The 16,454-nt window shown below is 72.4% G+C and carries 17 protein-coding genes and 2 pseudogenes; 12 read left to right on the top strand and 7 right to left on the bottom strand.

The window, feature by feature from the left end:
• Positions 1 to 18: 18 nt before the first annotated feature.
• Positions 19 to 765, top strand: a complete 747-nt coding sequence (locus OG472_RS05070) for an HAD family hydrolase (protein ID WP_405940993.1) — start codon at positions 19 to 21, stop codon at positions 763 to 765.
• On the opposite strand, the gene OG472_RS05065 is transcribed toward OG472_RS05070, so the two are convergent.
• Positions 730 to 2,196, bottom strand: a complete 1,467-nt coding sequence (locus OG472_RS05065; protein ID WP_405940992.1) for an alpha/beta hydrolase family protein — start codon at positions 2,194 to 2,196, stop codon at positions 730 to 732. The genes OG472_RS05070 and OG472_RS05065 overlap by 36 nt on opposite strands.
• Before the next feature lie 294 nt (positions 2,197 to 2,490).
• Between OG472_RS05065 and OG472_RS05060 the strand changes: the two genes are divergently transcribed.
• Together OG472_RS05060 and OG472_RS05055 are read left to right on the top strand one after the other, a co-directional pair.
• Positions 2,491 to 3,645 carry a sensor histidine kinase gene (locus OG472_RS05060; protein ID WP_405940991.1) on the top strand — a complete coding sequence of 385 codons (1,155 nt, stop codon included), beginning with the start codon at positions 2,491 to 2,493 and terminating at the stop codon, positions 3,643 to 3,645.
• Entirely contained in the window at positions 3,642 to 4,304 is a 663-nt protein-coding gene (locus OG472_RS05055) for a response regulator (protein WP_405828077.1), read from the top strand. Before OG472_RS05060 ends, OG472_RS05055 begins: the two co-directional genes overlap by 4 nt.
• A 177-nt stretch (positions 4,305 to 4,481) precedes the next feature.
• On the opposite strand, the gene OG472_RS05050 is transcribed toward OG472_RS05055, so the two are convergent.
• On the bottom strand, positions 4,482 to 5,027 hold the full coding sequence (locus OG472_RS05050; protein WP_405828075.1) for a hypothetical protein: 546 nt from the start codon (positions 5,025 to 5,027) through the stop codon (positions 4,482 to 4,484).
• A 56-nt stretch (positions 5,028 to 5,083) separates the two neighbouring features.
• On the opposite strand from OG472_RS05050, the gene OG472_RS05045 reads away from it, so the two are divergent.
• Positions 5,084 to 5,938: a class I SAM-dependent methyltransferase gene (locus OG472_RS05045; protein WP_405940990.1), complete on the top strand. Its 855-nt coding sequence runs from the start codon at positions 5,084 to 5,086 to the stop codon at positions 5,936 to 5,938.
• 6 nt (positions 5,939 to 5,944) lie between these two features.
• Here the strand turns inward: OG472_RS05045 and OG472_RS05040 are convergent, their stop codons facing one another.
• Positions 5,945 to 6,298, bottom strand: coding sequence for a PRC-barrel domain-containing protein (locus tag OG472_RS05040; protein ID WP_405940989.1), 354 nt, complete (start codon positions 6,296 to 6,298; stop codon positions 5,945 to 5,947).
• Between the two features lie 175 nt (positions 6,299 to 6,473).
• On the opposite strand from OG472_RS05040, the gene OG472_RS05035 reads away from it, so the two are divergent.
• The 6 genes and pseudogenes from OG472_RS05035 to OG472_RS05010 form a co-directional block, all read left to right on the top strand.
• The gene (locus OG472_RS05035) at positions 6,474 to 6,713 is read left to right on the top strand and encodes a hypothetical protein (RefSeq protein WP_401603065.1); all 240 of its coding nucleotides are present in this window, start codon (positions 6,474 to 6,476) and stop codon (positions 6,711 to 6,713) included.
• A gap of 288 nt (positions 6,714 to 7,001) precedes the next feature.
• Entirely contained in the window at positions 7,002 to 7,418 is a 417-nt protein-coding gene (locus OG472_RS05030; RefSeq protein ID WP_405828068.1) for a DUF5133 domain-containing protein, read from the top strand.
• Between the two features lie 232 nt (positions 7,419 to 7,650).
• Positions 7,651 to 8,019 (top strand): hypothetical protein, encoded by a 369-nt coding sequence (locus tag OG472_RS05025; RefSeq protein ID WP_405828052.1) that lies wholly within the window; start codon positions 7,651 to 7,653, stop codon positions 8,017 to 8,019.
• A 383-nt stretch (positions 8,020 to 8,402) separates the two neighbouring features.
• Complete coding sequence (locus OG472_RS05020) at positions 8,403 to 8,570, top strand: hypothetical protein (protein WP_405940988.1); 168 nt, start codon at positions 8,403 to 8,405, stop codon at positions 8,568 to 8,570.
• Positions 8,571 to 8,897: 327 nt separating this feature from the next.
• Positions 8,898 to 10,096: pseudogene (locus OG472_RS05015) on the top strand (IS110 family transposase).
• 116 nt (positions 10,097 to 10,212) lie between these two features.
• Positions 10,213 to 10,836, top strand: a pseudogene (locus tag OG472_RS05010) (phosphatase PAP2 family protein); the annotation flags it as partial.
• A 42-nt stretch (positions 10,837 to 10,878) separates the two neighbouring features.
• Here the strand turns inward: OG472_RS05010 and OG472_RS05005 are convergent.
• Both OG472_RS05005 and OG472_RS05000 read right to left on the bottom strand, forming a co-directional pair.
• Positions 10,879 to 11,574, bottom strand: a complete 696-nt coding sequence (locus OG472_RS05005) for a response regulator (RefSeq protein WP_401603052.1) — start codon at positions 11,572 to 11,574, stop codon at positions 10,879 to 10,881.
• Entirely contained in the window at positions 11,571 to 13,070 is a 1,500-nt protein-coding gene (locus OG472_RS05000) for a sensor histidine kinase (protein WP_405940987.1), read from the bottom strand. The genes OG472_RS05005 and OG472_RS05000 overlap by 4 nt, the downstream gene beginning before the upstream one ends.
• 275 nt (positions 13,071 to 13,345) lie before the next feature.
• Here OG472_RS05000 and OG472_RS04995 point away from each other — a divergent pair, with 275 nt between their 5' ends.
• Positions 13,346 to 13,906: a hemerythrin domain-containing protein gene (locus OG472_RS04995; protein ID WP_401603049.1), complete on the top strand. Its 561-nt coding sequence runs from the start codon at positions 13,346 to 13,348 to the stop codon at positions 13,904 to 13,906.
• Between the two features lie 103 nt (positions 13,907 to 14,009).
• Here the strand turns inward: OG472_RS04995 and OG472_RS04990 are convergent, their stop codons facing one another.
• Together OG472_RS04990 and OG472_RS04985 are read right to left on the bottom strand one after the other, a co-directional pair.
• Positions 14,010 to 14,633 (bottom strand): nucleotidyltransferase family protein, encoded by a 624-nt coding sequence (locus OG472_RS04990; RefSeq protein WP_401603047.1) that lies wholly within the window; start codon positions 14,631 to 14,633, stop codon positions 14,010 to 14,012.
• Positions 14,634 to 14,705: 72 nt separating this feature from the next.
• On the bottom strand, positions 14,706 to 15,212 hold the full coding sequence (locus OG472_RS04985) for an ATP-binding protein (RefSeq protein ID WP_405828046.1): 507 nt from the start codon (positions 15,210 to 15,212) through the stop codon (positions 14,706 to 14,708).
• Positions 15,213 to 15,398: 186 nt separating this feature from the next.
• On the opposite strand from OG472_RS04985, the gene OG472_RS04980 reads away from it, so the two are divergent.
• Positions 15,399 to 16,403, top strand: a complete 1,005-nt coding sequence (locus OG472_RS04980; RefSeq protein ID WP_405940986.1) for a SigB/SigF/SigG family RNA polymerase sigma factor — start codon at positions 15,399 to 15,401, stop codon at positions 16,401 to 16,403.
• Positions 16,404 to 16,454: the final 51 nt, after the last annotated feature.

Genomic DNA, 16,454 nt, shown 5'->3' with positions numbered 1-16,454 from the left:
CTGCCCTACGATCACCACATGATCAAAGGAGTGATGTTCGACTTCTCCGGCACGCTGCTGCGCATCGAGTCGACCGAGGAGTGGCTCGCCGCCGCCCTCGCGGCGACCGGTATCCCGCTGGCGGACGAGGAGTTCGGCGAGACGGCGCGGCGGCTGACGGAGTACGGCGCACTGCCGGGCGGGCCGGCGCCCCGGCAGCTGCCCGCACACCTTGAAACTCTCTGGCACGAGCGGGACATGAGTGCCGATCAGCACCGCGCCGCCTACGGCGGACTGGCCCGGGCGGCCGGTCTGCCGGCGCCGGAGCTGCTGCAGGCGCTCTACGACCGCCACATGAGCCCCGCCGCCTGGAAGCCCTACCCGGACACCGGACCGACCCTGCGCGAACTGCGGCGGCGGGGCCTGCCGGTGGCCGTGGTCAGCAACATCGGCTGGGACCTCCGCCCGGTCTTCCGCGCGCACGGACTGGACGAGCTGGTCGACGCCTATGTGCTCTCCTTCGAGCTCGGCAGGCAGAAGCCCGACCCGGAGATCTTCCGGGTCACCTGCGACCGGCTCGGACTGGCGCCCGCCGACGTACTCATGGTCGGCGACGACCGCCACGCGGACGGCGGTGCGCGGGCACTCGGCTGCGCGGTGCACTTCGTGGACCATCTGCCGGTCGACCAGCGCCCCGGGGGACTGGAGCCGGTCCTCGACCTGCTCGGGACCCAGGAGCTGTCCGGCCGATCACGGAGTTGGCGTCGCAGTTCCCCGAGCCCCTGATGGTGAGACCGTGCCGTAGGCCCCGAGGATGTCGGCCGGGTCGCCGGGGCGGCCTCGCAGAGTGGCGTCCAGAAAGGCGAGGGTGGCCGCGGCGACGACGCGCGGGCTCTCGGTGCGGCCCAGGGTGCCGACGATCGAGGGCACCGGCGGTAGGTAGAGCGGGCCGTCCATGAAGGTGAGGTGCCCGGCGCCGGGGACGGTGAGCCGGTAGCTCGTCGCGGTGTTGTGCTCGAGGGCCTCGGTGAGCCGGGGCAGGTAGCGCGGGTCGGTGCCGGCGGTGATCTCCTGGGTGAGCGCGAGCGCCGGCTGCTCGAGGGCGGGCGCGGTGGGGCCGTGGGGGTAGCCGTCCAGGTCGACGACGGCGTCGAACCGGCGGTCCTGCCGGGCCGCCTGCAGGGCGGCGGCTCCGCCCAGGGAGTGGCCGGCCACCGCGGCGCGGCCGGTGTCGAGGCGTCCGGTCAGCGGGTCGGCGGTCTCACCGCGGTCCAGTCGCTCCAGCTGGGTGAGGACGAAGCCGAGATCGGCGGCCCGGACGGCGGTCCACCCGGCGGCCAGCTCCTCGTCACGGTCGCGGTCCCCGGAGGAGGCGGTGGTGGCGCGGATCGTGCGGCCGTCGGCGAGGACGACGACGGTGGAGTCGTACGGGTGGTCGAGGGCGGCGACCAGGTAGCCGTGGCTGGCCAGCTCCTCCGCCCAGGCGGTGTTCTGGGACCGTACCCCGCCCGACCCCGGGGAGAAGAGGACGACCGGGAACCGCTCGCCCCCGCCGGCCACCGGGGCGTCGACGACCGCGCGGCTGCGCGCCCTCGGGACGCCGTCGACCAGGAAGCCGGGCAGGCCAACCCCGCCGGCGAGGGCCTGGGAGACGGTCCGCGCCTCGCCCTCCGTGCGTCCCAGGTACTGGGCCCGAGGGACGCCCGCAGGCCTCTTCTGCGCCGGGTACCAGAGCTGGACCACGACCGTGCGCCGGTCGTCCGGATCGGCGGTGAAGCTCTCGGGGCGGAGCGGGTCGGTCCACTGCACCACCCGGGTGCCGACCGCGAAGGCGCCCGTCGGCTCGGGGAAGACGGGCACGGGGAAGGCCCAGGCGGCCACCGGGCCGGTGGCGATCAGGCCGGCGCAGGCCAGCGATCCCGGCAGGGCCAGCCACCAGCGGGCCCGCCACGCCGGTCGGCCGGCACCGCGCCGCAGCAGGGGCGGGAGGGCGAACGCCGAGGCGACGGCGGCGCCGGCCAGGACCGGCAGCATCTGCCAGCGGATCCCCACGATGCCCAGCACGATCGCCGACGGTACGAGGACCACCCCCGCCGCGACGGTGACGGGCCGGCGGGCGGCCGGGGGGAGCCAGCGCGTCACCAGCAGCGCGACGGCGCCCAGCAGGACGAGGACTTCCGGAAGGGACAGGAACAGCCCCGGGATGGTTTCGGTCACCCGGCCATGCTCGGCGCCGGGCCCGCGCCGCCTCGTCGACCCCGGGTCGCCGCCGACTGCGACCGGCGTCGCAACCGGGGGCGGGCCGCGGTGCGACCGGAGTGGCAACCGGCACCCCGGATCGGTGTCCGGCCTGCGACCGCGGGAGGTGGCGGGTCTCATCCTGTGGTAGTACCCCGGCACCTTGCGCTCCGACGCCGGGCTCATGTGCGGCGCGGGCCCGCGGCCTAGGCTGCGGCTGTAAGCGGTGGCGGCCCCGGCCGGGCCGCCACGACGACCGATAGGCGGAGAGGTGTGACGGTGCGCCACCGGGACCGGGTACCGCCCCTGGTGTGGGACTCGGTGCTGCCGGCGCTGCTCCTGCTCAACGTCGGCACCACGTACCCGGCCCGGGAGCTGCCGGTGGCGGCGGCGCTCACCGCAGCCCTGGCGCTGCCCCTGGTGTGGCGGCGCCGGGCCCCGCTCGCGGTGTTCACCACCGTGGTGGCCGCGGCCTTCGTCCAGTGGCTGGCGGACGTCCAACTGCCCGCGGACATCGCCCTGCTGGTGGCCCTGTACACGGCGGCCGCGCACACGGGCCGGCGCGGCACGCTGCTCGCCGCCGCCGTCGTGGAGGGCGGGGCCGTGCTGGCCTGCCTGCGCTGGGCGTCGAACGGCGCGTTCCTGACCCCGTTCGTCGCGCTCTCCGCGATGGTGGTCGCCGCCGCCGTCCTCGGGGTGAACGTGCGGACCGGACGGGCCTACCTCGCCGCCGTGCAGGAGCGGGCCGAACGGCTGGCGCTGCACCAGGAGCAGCAGGCGCGGCTGGCCGTCGCCGAGGAGCGGGCCCGGATCACCCGCGAGATGCACGACATCGTCACCCACAACCTGTCCGTCATGGTCGCGCTCACCGACGCCGCCGTCTACGCGCAGCACAGGTCCCCGGACCGGGCCACCGCCGCAATGCTGCAGATCTCCGAGACGGGCCGGCAGGCCCTCACCGACATGCGGCGCTCGTTGGGCCTCCTGCGGGCCGACGAGCCGGACGCCGAGCGCCACCCGCTGCCCGGTATCGCCCAGCTGGAGGCGCTCGCCGACCAGATGGCCGCCGCCGGGCTGCCGACCGGCCTGGAAGTCCGCGGCGGCCACGCCCATGTGCCGGCCACCGCACAACTCACCGTCTACCGCCTGGTGCAGGAAGCGTTGACCAACACCCTCAAGCACACCCCCGCCGGCACCCGCGCGACGGTCCTGGTCGAGTGCTCGGCCGGGAGCGTCGGCCTGGAGGTCACCGACAGCGGCCCCCGGCCGGCGCTTCCCGCCGCCGCACCGTCCGGCCACGGCATCCCCGGCATGCGCGAGCGCGCGGCCGCCTACGGGGGGACGCTGCGGGCCGGACCGCTTCCGAGCGGCGGCTGGGGCGTGCGGACCCGGCTCCTGCTGGGCAGCGGCGGGACGGGCGCCGTATGACGATCCGCATCGTGATCGCCGACGACGAGGCGCTGCTCCGGATGGCCTTCGGCACGGTCCTGGAGGCCCAGCCCGACATGGCGCCGGTCGGCGAGGCCGCGGACGGCGCCCACGCCGTCCGCCTCGCCCGGGAGCTGCGGCCCGACGTCGTCCTGATGGACGTCCGGATGCCCGGGACGGACGGGATCGAGGCGACCCGGCAGGTCGTCGAGGTCTCCCCGGGGAGCAGGGTGCTGATCCTGACCACCTTCGACCTGGACGCGTACGCCTTCGCCGCGCTCGGAGCCGGGGCCTCGGGCTTCCTGCTGAAGAACACCCGGCCCGAGGAACTGCTGACCGCGATCCGCAACGTCGCGGCGGGCGACGCGGTGCTCTCCCCGCGGATCACCCGGCGCCTGCTGGAGGACTTCCGTCCGCACATGGCCGACGGGGGCACCGCCGTCCGCGACGAGCGGCTGGACCGGCTCAGCGCCCGGGAGCGCGAGGTGCTCGTCGAGGTCGGCCGCGGCCTGTCCAACGCCGAGATCGCGGCCGCCCTGTACCTCGCGGAGGCGACCGTGAAGTCCCATCTGGGGCGGGTCCTGCTCAAGCTGGAACTCCGCGACCGGATCCAGGCCGTGGTCTTCGCCCACGAGAACCGCCTGGTCCCCCCGGCCTGACGCCGACCGAGGGCTCAGAACAGCGGCCAGACCACGGCCGGACCGGGCCGACCACGTCGCCGCGGATCAAACGACGGTTGCATGATCGGCCGGACAGCTCCCAGCCCCTCAACGCCGTTGCGACGGCCGGGGAAGCGCACGCGCAGACGATCGGCGGCAACGGCCGCGTCGGCCGTATCAGCCGCTTTCCCGGGCCGGCCCGGTCCCGCCGTCGTCCACGTTCCACTCCCGCGGCAGTGCCCCGTCGCAGAACACGCAGACGAAGTCCTCCTCCCGCACGATGTTCAGCTCCCGGCAGGAGGGGCACCGGCGGAACACCACCTCGTGGGTGAACCCGGGCGGGTGCCCGATCCCCGCCGCGTCCAGCGCGTCCGCGACGGCCGTCCACGAGCCGGCGTCCGGGCAGTAGCCCGTGGACTGGTTGCTGACCTCGCGGACCACCCACCGACCGGACTCCCGGCGGAAGCCGATCTCACCGGCGCCCAGGACCGGGCCACCGCCGGCGCACGCCACGTGCTCACTGCGGCGCGGCGCAAGGCGCAGGACACCGGCGGTGTCGACGACGAAGGTGAAGGGCTCGGCCAGTTCCGCCGGGGCCGGCCCCGACACCCAGTCGTCGAAGTCCGCCGCCGAGCCGATCCTCCGGCCCTCGTTCTCCGGCCGCACGAGCGCCCGCAGGTCAACGGGCCCCACGTACCGATAGCTTCGCCCCCGCACCACCATGGCCTCAGCCTAAACCGGCCCGCGGAACGCCCGCCGCGTGTGCCATCCTCGGGGCCATGCCCGAAGCCAGGCCCGAGAGCAGGCCCGACGCCGACGACGGACTCGCCCTGAACCGTGCGCTGTGGGACGTCCGTGCCCGGATCCACGGCTCGACGCCCACCGACAGGTTCTACGACGTCGAGTCCTTCGTCGCGGGGCGTCAGACCCTCTACGCCCTCGAACGGGAGCTGGCGGGCGACGTGGCCGGCAAGGACCTGCTGCACCTGCAGTGCCACTTCGGGATGGACACGCTGAGCTGGGCGCGGCTGGGAGCCCGGGTCACCGGGGTCGACTTCGCGCCGGCGGCGATCGAGCGGGCCCGGCTGCTGGCCGGCCGTACGGGTCTCGGCGCCACCTTCGTCGAAGCCGACACCCAGCGGCTGCCCGAGTCCCTGGCCGCCGGCTTCGACCTGGTCGTCGCCACCTACGGGGTGCTCTGCTGGATCGCCGACCCCGACGCCTGGATGCGCGGTGCGGCGATGGCGCTGCGCCCCGGAGGCAGCCTGGTCGTGGTCGATCTGCATCCGGCGTTCCAGACGGTCGCCGCCATCGATCCGCTGGTCGTCGACTGGCCCTACGGCGGCGGCGAGCCGCACCGCGAGACGGTCACCGGCACCTACGCCGAACCGGGCCTGAGCCTGCCGGCGCAGGACACCGTCCAGTACCCGTACTCGATCGGCGAGATCGTCACCTCGGCCGCGTCCGCGGGCCTCACGGTGAAGCACCTGGGCGAGCACGTCGCCGCCGAGTTCGATCCGCGCGGCATCCTGTCCCGGGGCGGGGACGGCCGGTACCGGCTCCCGTTCGGGGATTCCCACCTTCCCGTCCTGTACTCGCTGCGCGCCGTGTCACCGGACCCGGACGGCCCGTAGCGGCCCTCAGGAGTGGGACTGGCTGTAGTGCCGGGCGAACTGCTCCAAGTAGCCCGACTCACCCTCGTACTTCATCTCGTCGTACTCGGGGGCGTTCTTGATCTGCTCCTTGGTCCGGTTGACGTAGACCGTCTTCTCGGCCGTGTCGATGCGCTGGATGGTGCCGGCCGGGAGCAGTACGTGCTTGCCGAAGATCCAGACACCCGTGTCGACGACGAGATGGGAGGCGCCCACGGCATCGGAGTGCTTGTCGATCTTTCCGATGCTGCCGTCGGTGGCCTCGACCTTGTAACCGACGAGTTCGAGGCCCGGCTGGTGTCCAGAGGTCGGGTGGTAGCCCCAGATCTCTTCCTCGGTCATGGCTCATACCTCTCGGTGCAGGTGCCCGCCCGGGGCGGGCGGGTGTCACTGTCTTCCCGGCGCCTCCCCGGATACGTCCGGCTCATGCATGGGAGGAGCCCCGCCTCCGGCCGTGCGTTTCCGGCACCGCCGTCAGGGCAGGCGCCGTGACGGAACACGAAGAAAGGGGTCTGTCATGGACGACCAAGGCGGCGCGGGAGGCGTGCCCCTGCACGGCCACGACGGCGAAGCCCGGCGTCCCGCACCACGCGCCAGGCCGCGGACGGGCACCCGGACCCGGGGCGAGGACCCGGCCGGTCCGGAACCCGGGACCACACGAGCCGCGGACACGGACGAGGCGAGCCGCCTCGACCGGCCGGTCGGCCCGACCGGAGCGGACGAACGGCCGGCCCGCTGGAAGGGCCCCGCCGACTGACGCGCCCTTCAGGGAGGTACGGCGAGCCGGAGGACCGGCGCGGACGGTGGCGCCTGCGGTAGCGGCTGAAGCTTTGCCTGCGGCAGGTGCACGCCGAGTACGCGAGGGTAAACCCTTCATGACTCCGTTACGGAGCCCGTCTGCCTTCGGTTGAAGGGATGATCCCGCATGGTTCCTCGTATTCGTCATTCCTCGACCGAAAATCCCTCCGATGTTGCTGGTGGGGCGAAGTCAGGCGGCCGACGTGCGGACGGCGATCCGGCGGTGGCGCGGGCCCTGGGGATGATCATGGCAATGACGCCGTGCTCGGCGCGGGACGCCCGCGTCGTCCTCGCCTCGGCGGCCGCGGCCGTCCACGTCACGGCCACGGAGCTGGCCGCGGCCATCGTCGCCGCACCCCAGGGGGTGGCGCTCCCCGCACCTGTCGAACGGGCCCTGCGGCACGCGGTGGAATCCGCCCGCAGCCCGGTGTGCCCGGCGCCCGCAGCGGCCGCGCCGGCGGCCATGCTCGCGAACCGGGCCCTGACCGAAAAGGTCCTCGCCCGGTTCCGGGCCTGCCGGGCGAGGCTGGGCGCGGAGCCCGAGAGCGAGGACGCGCGCCGGGAGATGGACGACGTGACGTACACCCTGTGCGTGCTGATGGGCCGCCTCCGCGCGCACGACGCCGTCACGGCCGCCCAGGACCGCCTTGACCTGTCCGCATAGCGCTGACGGGGGCAGGCAGACGCGGTGATCGGGGAGCCCCGGCAAGGCGGCACCCACTCAAGGCCCACAGCGAGCCGGACGGGGCGGGGTCAAGCCCCGACTTCCCGGGCCGTGACCGTGGGCCCGTGCATGGGGCGCAATGGAGTGACGGATGACGCCGAAGAACGGCGCACGGGCAACCCGCCCCACCACATCCGACCCCCGCAATCCACGACCCGAGGAGCCTTTCCCCATGACCGCCACCAGGACCCGACGCCTCGCCCCGCTCCTGATCGCCACCCTCCTGGCCGGCGGAGCCGCCTCACTCTCCTCCACCGCCTTCGCCGCTCCCACCACCACAACCACAAACCTCACCACCGACTCCACCGCGCCGGGCGGTGCAGGGGGCAAGGAGGTGGCGACCTATCTCACCGACAGCCCGCGCACCATCAAGCACATCACCAAGAAGCCCAGGCCCGTGAAGAAGCTGATCCGCACGGTCGAGCGGTACGGGACTGGTATCACCACGCCCTTCCAGGGCGGCGGCGACGGAGGCACCGACGGCACCCGACGGGTGCCGAAGTACCCCACTACGCCCTGTGTGAATCTGGACTGCCTGTAACGGTCAGGAGCGCGTTTCACAAGACCCGCCGAAGCCGCACCCGGGCCCCTGGGTGCCCCGATCGTGCGAAGGACCGGAATCCAACCCGCCAACGAGGTAAGAAGCTCTGTAGTTGGCCCGTGGGCGTTCCAGTCGGCTCTCCTGAGTGCTGCAGGCGGACCCGACACTCTGCGGCCACGAGCTCAAGGAACAGGCTGCTGTGCGCCGCGACGATCCTGGTGTGTACGGCAACAGTCGGCGCGGCCGCAGCAACGGGCGGCGGATCGCTCGATCCTCGCTTTGGCGGCAACGGGGTGACCTCGACGGGCCGAGAGGACTTTGCGCGCGCCCGTTACCTGCCCGACGGTCGGCTCGACCGGCGCTTCGGCCAGAACAGGTTCGTCGTGACCCACGCCGCCCCCGGCACAGAGGACGACGAGATCTACGACATCGCCCCGCAGAACCCCGGCCTCCTGGTAGCCGCGGGCGAGTGCGACCAACCGACGACCGGCCGGGACGTCTGCCTGGCCCGCTACCGCGTCGACGGACCAGAACACCCACGCACCGGATAGATCCCATGCGGGGCCGGGTCGATGAGCCCGAAGAGACCTGGCGCACGAGCCAGCGCTGCATTGAGCGCCTACCTGGCCGACGGGCCAACCACGGTGCTCCTTACCTTGTTGGCGGTTTGATTCCGGTCCTTCGTACGATCGGGAGACCCGGGGGCCTGGGTGTGGCTTTACAGCGCTCATGCCGTGGTTGTGGCTTTGACTGATTAGCCGCCCAGTGCCCCGCGACGACACGGCCACTCATTGGGATGAGCGAACAGAGATCGCTTCGTAAGGACACGTCGGCGTCGTCTGTAGGGACCAGTCAACCGGACGACGAGGGAGGCTCGGGTGTCCGAGCTCTGGGCGGGGACGGATGCCGGCAAGGCCGCGCATCACTGCACGGTGATCGACACGGACGGGACGAAGGTGCTTTCGCGCCGGGTGCCCAACAACGAGCCTGACCTCCTGGATCTGATAGGTGACGTCCTCGCGCTGGCCGAGGACAGCCCAGTGACCTGGGCCGTCGACCTGAACGCCGACGGGGGTGCTCTGCTGATCGCCCTCCTGGCCGGCCATGGTCAGCGGCTCCTCCACGCTCCTGGCCGGACCGTCCACCACGCCTCCCGCGGCTACCGAGGCGACGGCAAGACCGACGCGAAGGACGCCTACGTCATCGCCGACCAGGCACGGATGCGCCGGGACCTGCAGCCCTTGCAGGAATGGGATGAGATCGCGGTGGACCTGAAGATCCTCACCGCCCGCCGCTACGACCTCGCAGCCGACCGCACCCGGGCCATCAACCGGATGCGAGCACAGCTGCTGGAGTACTTCCCCGCCCTGGAACGGACCTTCGACTACGCCGCCTCCAAAGCTGCACTCATCCTCCTGACCGGCTACCAGACCCCGGTCGGTCTGCGCCGGATCGGCCCGAGCCGGCTCGCGACCTGGCTGAAGAACCGCAAAGTCCGTGGCGCCCAGGCCATAGCTGATGCGGCCGTCGCCGCGGCCCAGGCACAGCACACCGCCGTGGCTGGGGAAAGTACGGCCGCCGCGGTGGTGAACACCCTGGCGCGGACAGTCCTGGCACTGGATGAAGAGATCGCCGCCATCGACGCGCGGATCGCGGCCCGATTCCGAGAGCACCGGGACGCGGAGGTTCTCCTCAGCATGCCTGGCATGGGTCCGTTGCTGGGGCAGAGTTCATCGCCGGCGGCGACATGGACGCCTTCGGCACCGCGGGACGTCTCGCCGGAGTTGCTGGCCTCGCACCCCTCCCACGGGATTCAGGTCGCATCAGCGGCAACATGCGCCGGCCACACCGCTACCACCGCCGACTCCTTCGCGTCTTCTACCTATCCGCCCAGATCGCCGCCGGCTTCTGCCCAACGTCCAAGACCTTCTACGACCGAAAACGAGCTGAGGGCAAGAGCCACAAACAGGCGATCCTCGCCCTCGCCCGCCGCCGCCTCGACGTCCTGTGGGCCCTCATCCGGGACCAACGCCACTACACAGCCCAGCCACCGCCCATGGAAGCCGCTGCCGCATGACGCTCGTGACAGCCTCTGGATCTCCGAGGCTATCCGGTCAACCCTGACGATCGTCGGGGGACCGGGCTGCCGTTCGGCCAGTGACCCCGGCCTGCGGTGTTCCTACCGTCGGCGGCATGGAATCGATCAAGCGGTACAGGTGGGGCCGACGGCTGCCGGTGGCGGTCGCGTCAGCCGGGACGGGGGCAGCGGCTGTAGTTTGGCTGGCGCCCGGCGGCACACTGGGCACGAATGAACCGGTGCACGTCACGGCGGGCCTCTCTGCGAGGGCCTACCGTGCCCTGACTGGAAGCGTGGCGGATGGGCCGGCGTGGGCCGAGACCGCCCTGGAAGCAGCGAGTGAGGGTACTTTGCTGTTCCTGGGCCTGCTGCTGGCCTGGGCCGGTTGGAGCGCCCTGCGCCGCCATGACGTGCCGGGCCTGGCCGGGGTGGCAGTGGCGGCCGCCGGGACCGTTGTCGCCTACGGACTGAGTGAGGCGATCAAACTCCTTGTCGACGAGGAACGTCCGTGTCGTGCCCTGCCAGGGGCATCGTGTCCCGAGCCGGGCGACTGGTCGTTCCCCAGCAACCACGCCACCCTGGCAGTCGCGCTGGCCGTGGGCGTGACCTTGGTACGTCCTCGGCTCGCGGCCCTGGTGCTGCCGGTGGCCGGGGCGGCCGCCCTGTTGCGGGTGCTGGTCGGGGTGCACTATCCGCACGACGTCCTGGCGGGCGCGGCGCTCGGCGCGACGGCCGTAGCGACCGTACGGCTCCTCGTACGGCCGATTGCCCTGCGGGCGGTGTCAGCTGTCCTCGTACGGCAGTCGGTCGGACGCCACCGGGACCACGCCGGCCTCGTGCGCGACCACGGCCGCCGCGGCCCGGTTGTCGACTCCGAGGCGCGCGAGGATCGAGCTGACGTGGGCCTTCACCGTCCCCTCCGCCAGGTGCAGGCGGCGCGCGATCTGCCCGTTGGAGAACCCGCCGCCGAGGAAGCCGAGCACCTCCCGCTCCCGCGCGGTCAGAGCCTCGACGCGGGCGCGGGCCGCGGAACGGCGGCCGACCTGGGCGCCCGCACCGCCAGCGGCGAGATGCGCGACGACCCGGGCCGCGACTTTCGGTGACAGGTAGGCGGCGCCGTCGGCAACCGCCCGGACACCGGCGATCAGTTCCTCCGGCTCACCGGACTTGATCAGGAAGCCTGCGGCACCTTCGCTCAGGGCGCGCAGGATGTACTCGTCCTCGCCAAAGGTCGTCAGCATCACAACCCCCGTTTCGGGGACGGTCCTGCGTATCTCGGCTGCAGCTTCTATACCGCCGGTCCCCGGCATCCGGATGTCGAGGACGGCCACCTGCGGGCGGTGGCGCTGGACGAGATCCACCGCCTGGTGGCCGTCGGCTGCCTCGGCGACGACGGTGATACCGGGGTCAGTGGCAAGGACTGCGCGGACGCCTGCGCGGATCATGGGCTCGTCGTCGGCGATCAGGATCCGGATCATCGGACAGCCTTCCCAGTGTAGTTGTCGGTGGAGACCAGGCGGTCGGCCCGGAAGCAGAGACGGTAGATGTCCCCCGAGCGGTCGTCGAACGGGTCGCCGGTCTGTACGTAGAACTCGCAGGCTGCATCTTGTGGTGCGGGCGTGGGCGCGGCCGGGCGGCGGGTCGTCTGGCGCCGGGGCAGGTACGGCGCCACGTCCGCGCGTGGCTGGCCGACGTGCAGCCGGGCGTAGTCCTGCGCGGCAAGGACCGACTGCCGTGCCGTCACGGTGTCCCACGCCCGTACCCCGCCGATGAGCAACGCGGAGGTGCACAGTGGCACCAGGACGGCCGCGGCGGCGGTACGGCCCAGTCGGCGACGGGCACTGCGGTGCTCAGGGGGCAGTACGTCACCTGGACCATCGGGCTCGGCGTGGCGTGGCGGATGCACAGCCCCGGGACGGTGCGGGAGCCTGGCCCGGACGGCGAAACCGCCGCCCTCGGGGCCCGATGCGAAGGTTCCACCGGCCAGTCGGACGCGTTCATCCAGGCCGATGAGCCCAAAGCGATGGCCCTCGCCGGGTGCGGAGGCCCGGAACCCCAATGCGGGACGGGCGGCATGGTCATGGTGGGCCGCAGACACGGAGGGCACCGGCTCGTTCGTCACACTGACCTCGGTCCGCCCTTCCATGTGCCGGACGGCGACGGTCGCCCGGTGCCCCGGGGCGTGCTTGGCAACGTTTGTCAGCGCCTCCTGGACGACGCGCAGCACGGCCCGCTCGACGACCAGCGGCGCGTCACCGGCCGCCGCTTCGCCTTCCACCCGCAGCCGGACGTCAAGCCCCGCCGCGGCCGCCCGGTCCACCAGAGCCCCGAGTTCGGTGAGCCCAGCGCTGGGCTCGGGCCCCGGAGCCAGATCCGATGGCTCGCGCAGGACACCGATCACCTCGCCGAGCCGGTCCACGGCGGCTCCCGCCCTGGCGCGGATGTCCCGGGCGATGGCCCGATGGTCCTCAGACAGACCAGGGGCCAGCTTCAGTGCCCCCGCGGACAGGGCGATGAGGCTGAGGTCGTGGCCCAGGAGATCATGCATGTCCTGCGCGATCCGGGTTCGCTCGCGCAGCCGGGCCTGCTCGGCGACCAGATGCTGCTCCCGCTCCAGCCGCGCGGCCCGCTCCCATCCGGCCCGGACCAGTTCGCGGTACTGGCGCAGGAACCGGCCCGCGAACCACGGCAGCATCGCCGCCACGAGCAGCAACCCCACGAACTGGCTCGCCCAGCCCAACCATGCCGGCACCAGGAGCACAGCCACCACGGCGGCCGCGAGCACTCCGGCCAAGGCCGCCCCCGTGCTCCGGTTCCGCCCCGGCTGCCAGCCCGCGAGGAAGGCGCAGACCGCCGCCGGTATGCCCCACCACAGGGTGGCGACACCGGTGCCAACAGCCGCCACCGCCCCGATGAAGAGGCCTGCGGACAGTACCGGTGCCGGCACCCGGGCCTTGATGATCACTGTTCTCACGCACGCGACCCTACGGAACTCCGCCGCCCCCGCGGCACTGCCGAAAGTCCACTACCGCGAGCCCGGGATCTAGCGGTCCTTGCTGAACAGGCCCGATCAAGGACTGCTTGACAACCATGATTGGGAATCAGTCACAGTTCACGCGACACGGGAGCTGGCCAGGGCGCCGGCAAGGCCGCGTAGCGGCGTGGCATGAGCCGTCTCCCCCGGGGCAGGCGCGGACCAGTGGGTCCGGGCGGCGGCCGCCCGGACGACCTGGAATCCGGAGGCACATCATGGGACACGGCGGAGACGTGGTGCGGGAACTGACCGCCGACCACGACGAGGTGAAGGACTACTTCGGGCAACTGCGCACCGCCACCGACGGCGACCGCAGGCGCGAGCTGGCCGATCTGCTGACCATCGAGCTCGTCCGGCACTCGGTGGCGGAGGAGGAGTACCTCTATCCGGCCGTCCGCGAGCATCTCGACGGCGGTGACCGGATCGCGGACAAGGAGATCGCCGACCATTCCCGGGCGGAGAAGCTGCTCAAGGAGCTGGAGCAACTGGATCCGGCGGGGGCCGAGTTCGGCAGCCGGGTGGACGAACTGCGCATCGAGGTGCTCGCCCACATCAAGGACGAGGAGGAGAACCTCTTCCCGGCCCTGCGGCACAACTGCCCGCAGAGCGACCTGGACGACCTGGGCGACAGCATCCGCCGTGCGAAGAAGCTGGCGCCGACCCGCCCGCACCCGGGCAGCCCGTCGACACCGCCGGCGAACAAGCTGCTCGCCCCGGGCCTCGGCCTGGTGGACCGCGCCCGGGACCTCGTCACCGGACGAGGCAGGACGACCTGAGACGACCTGAGCCGCCGCGGACGGCCAAGCCGCCACGGGCGACGGGTGCCGGAATCGGCACCCGTCGCCGTCGTTCGTGGCCGCGCCCGGTCCCTCGGCGTCCTCACGCCCCGTCGCGGGGGCCGATGACGCGGAGCCGCTCCAGGAGGTAGAGGAACGCGTCGGCCAGGGGCGCGGCCCGGTGGCTTTCGTCCAGCCGAGGCCAGTCGATCTGCTCGCGCAGCATCCGCGCCATCGGCAGCAGGTCCCCGAAGTCGCAGTAGTGCTCGCACAGGGCCGCGAGCTTGCTGTCCATGAGGTCCGTGGGCGAGAGCACCGGCATCCACACCGAGTCCACCGGCAGCAGCACCGCCCGGTCCAGGAGCTCGCTGCTCACCGGACGCCTGGCGAGCTCGAAGATCAGGTCGATCTCCTCCCCTCCGGACCGGCCCTTCACCAGCCAGTCCTCGGGGGCGCGGCGCATCGCGATGTCGCCGTCTTCCAGGGCCTTGATCACCGCGTCGGAATCCTCGGGACGCACGCAGAAGTCCGTGTCGTGCTGGAAGTGGGCCGGCACGCCGTGTGCGAACGCGGCGACGCTGCCGGCGAGTGCGAACCGCTGCTCCGAGGCCTTCAGGAGCGCCGCCACCCGCTTGGTCGTCTCCAGAATGGCCTGCGTGTGGTCCTGCGGCAGCCGGGTTCTGTCCTCGGCCTGCAGATCCAGTTCTTCGGAGGGAGGTGCCTTCATGCGGCGCGCCTTACCGTTCCGGCGCTGGTCAAACCACGTCGGAACCGGTCACCCATGCCGTCCGGCACAAGGTCACCGCAGGGTCGGATCCGGGGCCGGACCCTGCTGCCAGGGCGGGGGAACCTCCAGCCATACGGTCTTCCCGGCGGCGGCGGGCCGCCAGCCCCAGCTGCGCGACAGGCGGTCCAGCACCATCAGGCCGTGCCCTCCCGGGAGGGCCGGGTCGCGCGGAGGACGGAGCACCGGGCGGTCCGGGCTGTCGTCGGTAACCTCGATCAGCAGCCCGTCGGCGCCGTGACGCAGAACCAGCTCGCTGGGGCCGCCCGCGTGGAGGCAGGCATTGGCGACCAGCTCCGAGACCATGAGCAGCACGTCCTCCACCCGCTCCCGGCGCCGCACCCGCTCGTCGTCCTCCTGCTGCTCCCGGACGGCCGGTGGCCCGCCGCCGGGCGGCCCGTCACCGGCCGGGATCCACTGCCAGTCCGCGAGCGCCTCCCGCGTGAAGTCCCGGCAGCGTGTGACCGCCCCGGCCCGTCCGCGCAGCAGCAGCCGACGCGTCTGCTGCTGCACTCTGCTCATGCAGGGCTGCTGCCCACTGCGCCGTTCGTCATGCCTGCGCAGCGGCTACGGAGGCGGGGTACGGCAGTGGGGTATGGCGGGCGAAAGACGGGCCGGCGGCGCGTCGGCGGCGGATCAAAGGGTATAAACCGGTGTGAAGCCGACTGCACGGTCCGACATTCCCGTCGGAGGCGGAGGCCCCTTCTCATGACTCCGAACACGAAGACGTCCAACACGTCGAACACGTCGAACACCCCCCGTACCTCGTACGCCGACGGCCGCGCCCCGGTCGACCCGCTGGCCGAGCCCCTGAAGGCCAGCACGGCCGACGCCCGCTCCCTGTCCGTGGTCCTCTTCCGGCGACTGAGCACCCTGACCGAGGGAACGGCCGAGTACTCGTACGTCCGCAACACCCTCATCGAGCTCAACCTCAGCCTGGTCAAGTTCGCGGCCCGCCGCTTCCGCGGCCGCAGCGAGCCGATGGAGGACATCGTCCAGGTCGGCACCGTCGGCCTGATCAAGGCCATCAACCGGTACGACGTGACGCGCGGGGTGGAGTTCACCTCCTTCGCCCTCCCCACCATCACCGGCGAGATCAAGCGCTTCTTCCGCGACACCAGCTGGGCCGTAAAGGTGCCCCGACGCCTGCAGGAACTGCGCCAGAGCCTGGCCAGGGCCTCGGACGAGCTGGAGCAGGTCATGGGCCGGCTCCCCACCGAAGCCGAACTGGCCGCCCACCTCGGGATCACCGACGCCGAGCTGGCGGAGGGCCGGCAGGCCGCGCAGGCCTATTCCTCCCGCTCTCTCGACGTGTGCGTCCAGGAGGACGCCGACCCGGGTACGGCTCAGCGTGCACTGGGCCGGGAGGAGCCGGCCTACGAGCGGATCGAGGACCTGGAGGCCCTCAAGCCGCTGCTGGAGCGGCTGCCCGCGCGGGACCGGGAGATCCTCTCGCTGCGTTTCGGGCAGGAGATGACGCAGTCCGAGATCGGAGAGCAGCTCGGCATCTCGCAGATGCACGTGTCGCGCCTGCTCAACCGCACCCTGCAGAACCTGCGCAGCGGGCTGCTGACCGATGCCCCGCCGTCCGATCAGTCGGCGTCCGAGCCGACGGACGAGTCGTCGCCGGACGCGCCGGACGCGCCGGACGCGCCGGATCCCCGCGGGAGCGGAGCCCGGTGCGTACGCCGGGCCACCGCGACGCACGGCTGACGGCCCGAGACGGCCGCAGGCCGCGGGAGAAGGCGCGAAGCCGCCCCGGTC

Source organism: Streptomyces sp. NBC_00207, from assembly GCF_045160965.1.
GTDB lineage: Bacteria > Actinomycetota > Actinomycetes > Streptomycetales > Streptomycetaceae > Streptomyces.
The sequence above is the reverse complement of the archived record's forward strand: the minus strand, read 5'-3'. Positions and strand labels throughout refer to the sequence as shown.

Bases quoted from the DNA above. Each gene is read 5' to 3' on its own strand.
- OG472_RS05035 (WP_401603065.1), top strand. From the start codon at position 6,474: ATGGACGACCAAGGCGGCGCGGGAGGCGTGCCCCTGCACGGCCACGAC.
- OG472_RS05005 (WP_401603052.1), bottom strand. From the start codon at position 11,574: ATGATCCGGATCCTGATCGCCGACGACGAGCCCATGATCCGCGCAGGC.
- OG472_RS05025 (WP_405828052.1), top strand. From the start codon at position 7,651: ATGACCGCCACCAGGACCCGACGCCTCGCCCCGCTCCTGATCGCCACC.
- OG472_RS05050 (WP_405828075.1), bottom strand. From the start codon at position 5,027: ATGGTGGTGCGGGGGCGAAGCTATCGGTACGTGGGGCCCGTTGACCTG.
- OG472_RS04990 (WP_401603047.1), bottom strand. From the start codon at position 14,633: ATGAAGGCACCTCCCTCCGAAGAACTGGATCTGCAGGCCGAGGACAGA.
- OG472_RS04980 (WP_405940986.1), top strand. From the start codon at position 15,399: ATGACTCCGAACACGAAGACGTCCAACACGTCGAACACGTCGAACACC.
- OG472_RS05040 (WP_405940989.1), bottom strand. From the start codon at position 6,298: ATGACCGAGGAAGAGATCTGGGGCTACCACCCGACCTCTGGACACCAG.
- OG472_RS05055 (WP_405828077.1), top strand. From the start codon at position 3,642: ATGACGATCCGCATCGTGATCGCCGACGACGAGGCGCTGCTCCGGATG.
- OG472_RS05030 (WP_405828068.1), top strand. From the start codon at position 7,002: ATGGCAATGACGCCGTGCTCGGCGCGGGACGCCCGCGTCGTCCTCGCC.
- OG472_RS04995 (WP_401603049.1), top strand. From the start codon at position 13,346: ATGGGACACGGCGGAGACGTGGTGCGGGAACTGACCGCCGACCACGAC.
- OG472_RS05070 (WP_405940993.1), top strand. From the start codon at position 19: ATGATCAAAGGAGTGATGTTCGACTTCTCCGGCACGCTGCTGCGCATC.
- OG472_RS05045 (WP_405940990.1), top strand. From the start codon at position 5,084: ATGCCCGAAGCCAGGCCCGAGAGCAGGCCCGACGCCGACGACGGACTC.
- OG472_RS04985 (WP_405828046.1), bottom strand. From the start codon at position 15,212: ATGAGCAGAGTGCAGCAGCAGACGCGTCGGCTGCTGCTGCGCGGACGG.